Genomic DNA, 4,154 nt, shown 5'->3' with positions numbered 1-4,154 from the left:
GTCGGCGTTGATGACGATGACATTGTCACCGCAATCGACGTGCGGGGTGAAGCTGGTCTTGTGCTTGCCGCGCAGCACATTGGCGATCACGACCGCGGCGCGGCCGACCACCAGATCGGTGGCATCGACGATGTGCCACTTCTTCTCCACCTCGTGCGGCTTGGCCGACTTGGTGGTCTTCATCAGCGCCTTCATGGGCTGTTGACCTTCCGGTTATGGCGTTAAAACAAACGCGCGGCCCCCGGCAGGGCGCCCATGAAAGTATTACTTTCATGGGAACCCGGTTGAGGGAACCGCGTTCGTGGCGGCCAAATGCCGACCGAGGCCCCGAAAGTCAAGCGAAACCGGGCTTTTGCTGACGGGTACCATGATACCGGACAGAACTTGGCCCGAAATTTAGCCGGTCGAGTCCCGCACCCATGAAGCGACGGCGTCGTCGACCGCGACCGCCCAGCGCTCGACCACCGGCAGGTCGTAACTGTGGAGTTGCGCGATCCGCGCGGCCACCTGGGTCGCGAGATCGAGCGTGGTCTTGGCGGTTAGCACCGTTTCGGCGGCTTCCTCGACCACATCCTGCCAGCGATAGACCGACGTCACCGGCATGAGCGAGGTGCAGGCCGCGAGCTTTTCCTCGAGCAGCTTGCGCGCGACCAGCGCGGCTTCCGCCGGGTCGCCGAATGTCGCCTGGACGATCGCGATGTCGCTCATGCCCGCCTCCTGCCGAGAACATGCGCTCCCCAGACGACGCTGACCAGCAGCAAGGCGCCGACCAATTGATGGAGCGCCGCGAGGGTGATGTCGACCTGGGTCATCACCGTCGCGATGCCGAGCAGGATTTGCACGCCGAACGCGCTGTGGATCGCGATCGACGCGCCGCGATCGAGCTTCCTGACCTTGCGCGCCAGCACGACCAGCATCGCCACCACGACCCACGCCCACCAACGATGAATGAAATGGACGATCTGCGGATCGCCGGTCAGCAGGGTGCCCAGCGATTCGCCCGCCTGGCTGGGGCCGGGGAAGAAGGTCGAGAAGGCGCCGGTCATGCCTGGCCAGGTGTCGCTGACGAGCCCGGCGCGGAGTCCCGCCATCAGCGCGCCGTAGAACAATTGCACGAACAGGATCAGGCCGGCGAGGAATCCGAGTGCGGTCAGGCGCGCCGGCCGGGAACGGCGGTCGCGCGCCATTGCTTGGAGATCGAGCGCGGTCCAGACGATACCCGACAGCGTGAACAGCGCCGTCAGCAGGTGCGCGGCGAGGAGCAACGGCGCGACCTCGGTCCGCACCGACAGCCCCGATCGCACCATGATCCAGCCGAGCGCGCCCTGCAGCCCGCCGAGCGCGAACAACGCGACCAGCCGCCACCAATAGCCCTTCGGAATCTGCCGCCGGATCGCGAACCACAAGAGCGGCAGCGCGAATACCGTGCCGATCAGCCGGCCGAGCAGGCGGTGGATATATTCCCAGAAGAAGATGCTCTTGAATCCGGCGAGCGTCATGCCGGCATGGATCGCCTCGTACTGCGGTATCTTGCGATAATTGGCGAATTCGGCCTGCCATTGCGCGTCGTTGAGCGGCGGGATGATGCCGGTCAGCGGCTTCCACTCGGTGATCGACAGGCCCGATTCGGTCAGGCGGGTGATACCGCCGACCACGACGATCGCGATGATCAGGGCCGCGACGAACCACAGCCATGCCGCGATCGTGCGCGGGCGCTCGCGATTGGGGGAGAAAGAGGACATGCCGCGCCCTTATCGGGTCGCGGCGGGGTTGTCGAAGGGTGGGCGAATTGTCCCGGGCCGCGGAACACCATTTCAAAATCCTCCCCCAGCTTGTCTGGGGGAGGGGGACCGCCCGCGTCAGCGGGTGATGGAGGTGCAAATCCCCTCCTCGCCGCTACGCGGCTGCGGCCCATCCACCATTTGCTACGCAAATGGCCCCCTCCCAAGCAGGCTTGGGGAGGATTTGAAAGACCGCCAATCGGTAAATCAGTTCGCGGTTGCGCGCGCGCTCTGGCCGTCGCCTTCGGGAGCGGCGACGATGTCGCGGGTGGTGCCGCCCTTGTCGACCACCTTGGTGTCGGGGTCGCCAGCGTCCGAGCGGATGCCGGGGCTGGCCGAATCGCCGCCGGCGGAATCGAGCGTGCTGTTCTCCGACTGGCTGCGCGGCGCGGGGCCGCCGAACAGCGCGTCGAGCGCCTGCGCCGACGGATTGTTGTCCTGCGGACGAGTCACGCCCGGTTGCGGCGGCTGCAGCGAGAAATCGGGCGGCACGACCAGCGGCTGGGCGCGGGCGACCGCATATTCGTCGGGACGCGCGCGGTCGAACCCGCGATGGCCGCACCCGGCGAGCAACATAGCGACGCCCGCCACGGCAACAATCGGCACAACCTTACGCATTCGACTTCTCCACATCGGCTCCATCCGCCCGCGGCTTGTCGCGCACCAATAGTGCCCGCGCGAGCAGGATGAGCACGCCCACCGTAATCGCGGTGTCGGCAAGATTGAAGTTCAAAAACGGCGACCATGCGCCGAAGTGCAGATCGGCATAATCCTGGACGTAGCCGAGTCGCACGCGATCGAGGATATTGCCCAATGCGCCGCCCGCGATCATGCCCAGCGCGAACTGGTCGTAGCGATTGCGCTCGCGCCACATCCATACCAGCACGGCGACCGCGATCGCGCCGGTCATACCGACCAGCAGCCAGGTCGATGTCGCGCTGTCGGCGCGCAGAAAGCCGAGCGACACGCCGTGATTGTGGACGTTGCGCAAGGTGAAGATCGGCAGCACGATCCGCTCGTCACCCTCGATCGTCAACCCGATCGGCCCGATCACCAGCCATTTGATAAGCTGATCGAGCACGAAGAACGCAGCGGCGCTGATCAGCCCGAGCCTGGGCAGCTTCCAGCTCACGATACGACCTCCGTGCAGCGATCGCACAAAGTGCCGTCTTCCTTGACCTCGGGCAGATGCCGCCAGCAGCGGCCGCATTTGTGATAGTCGGTCCGAGCGACCGACAGCGGGCCCTTGCCCACCTTGGCGACGATGAACGCCTCGGCGAGGTCGGCGGCGGGCAGCGGCATGTCGGGCACGGTCACGTCGGCCTCGAGGCTCGATCGGATCACCTTGTCGCGGCGGAACGGCTCGATCGCCTCGGTCACTTGCGCGCGCAGGCGGCGGAGATCGTCCCATTCGGTCGCGATCACCTTGTCGCCCGGCACCTTGGGCAAATCGGGCCATTCGAGCAGGTGGACCGAGCCGTCGGCGTCGGGGAACCGCTCCTGCCACGCTTCCTCGGTGGTGAAGACCAGGATCGGCGCGGCATAGCGCACCAGCGCGTGGAACAGCACATCGAGCACAGTGCGGTACGACCGGCGCTTCAGGTCCATCGGCGCATCGCAATAGAGCGAGTCCTTGCGGATATCGAAGAAGAACGCCGACAGGTCGTCCTGCGCGAAGTCGGTCAGCAGGCGCAGATAGCGATTGAACTCGAACGCGTCGGTCGCCGCCTTGAGCTCGATGTCGAGCTTGCCGAGCAGGTCGAGCACATAGAGTTCGAGCTGCGGCATGTCCTTCGGCGCGACGCGCTCGGCCTCGGTGAAGCCGTCGAGCGCGCCGAGCAGGTAGCGGAAGGTGTTCCTGAGCTTGCGATAGGCGTCGCTGGTCGTCGCCAGCACTTCCTTGCCGATCCGCACGTCCTCGAAATAATCGACCGACGCGACCCACATGCGCAGGATGTCGGCACCCGATTCCGCGATGATCTTGAGCGGATCGACGACATTGCCCAGGCTCTTCGACATCTTGCGGCCATTGCCGTCGAGCGCGAAGCCATGGGTCAGCACCGCGTCATAGGGCGCGCGGCCGCGCGTGCCGCAGCTTTCGAGCAGCGACGACTGGAACCAGCCGCGATGCTGGTCCGATCCTTCGAGGTAGAGGTCGGCGCGCACGCCCGCCCCATACCGCGCCTCGACCGTGAAGACGTGGGTCGAGCCCGAATCGAACCAGACGTCGAGAATGTCGTTCTGCGGCTCGAAATCCTCGAGCTTGTAGTCGGGGCCGAGCAGCGCCTGATGGTCGGCGGTGAACCACGCATCGGCGCCGCCCACCTCGAACACCTTGACGATGCGATCGTTGACCGCCGGGTCGCGCAGATA

General features: G+C 65.7%; 6 protein-coding genes. All 6 read right to left on the bottom strand.

Translation table 11 applies throughout. From position 1 onward, the window contains the following. The coding region (locus ACTHJR_RS03685; RefSeq protein WP_440521758.1) for an uL13 family ribosomal protein at positions 1-195 on the bottom strand (195 nt) is incomplete at its 3' end. 201 nt (positions 196-396) lie between these two features. Further along, on the bottom strand, positions 397-708 hold the full coding sequence (gene cutA, locus ACTHJR_RS03680; RefSeq protein ID WP_440521757.1) for a divalent-cation tolerance protein CutA: 312 nt from the start codon (positions 706-708) through the stop codon (positions 397-399). After that, on the bottom strand, positions 705-1,742 hold the full coding sequence (locus tag ACTHJR_RS03675; RefSeq protein ID WP_440521756.1) for a COX15/CtaA family protein: 1,038 nt from the start codon (positions 1,740-1,742) through the stop codon (positions 705-707). The genes cutA and ACTHJR_RS03675 overlap by 4 nt, the downstream gene beginning before the upstream one ends. A gap of 246 nt (positions 1,743-1,988) precedes the next feature. Then, on the bottom strand, positions 1,989-2,399 hold the full coding sequence (locus ACTHJR_RS03670; RefSeq protein ID WP_440521755.1) for a DUF3035 domain-containing protein: 411 nt from the start codon (positions 2,397-2,399) through the stop codon (positions 1,989-1,991). Continuing rightward, positions 2,392-2,913, bottom strand: a complete 522-nt coding sequence (lspA, locus tag ACTHJR_RS03665; protein ID WP_440521754.1) for a signal peptidase II — start codon at positions 2,911-2,913, stop codon at positions 2,392-2,394. The genes ACTHJR_RS03670 and lspA overlap by 8 nt, the downstream gene beginning before the upstream one ends. Continuing rightward, a partial coding sequence (locus ACTHJR_RS03660) for a class I tRNA ligase family protein (protein WP_440521753.1) occupies positions 2,910-4,154 on the bottom strand: 1,245 nt, incomplete at its 5' end. The genes lspA and ACTHJR_RS03660, both read right to left, overlap by 4 nt.

It is taken from the genome of Sphingomonas sp. (assembly GCF_051962185.1).
Taxonomy (GTDB): Bacteria; Pseudomonadota; Alphaproteobacteria; order Sphingomonadales; family Sphingomonadaceae; genus Sphingomonas.
This window is presented reverse-complemented; position numbering and strand designations above follow the sequence as displayed.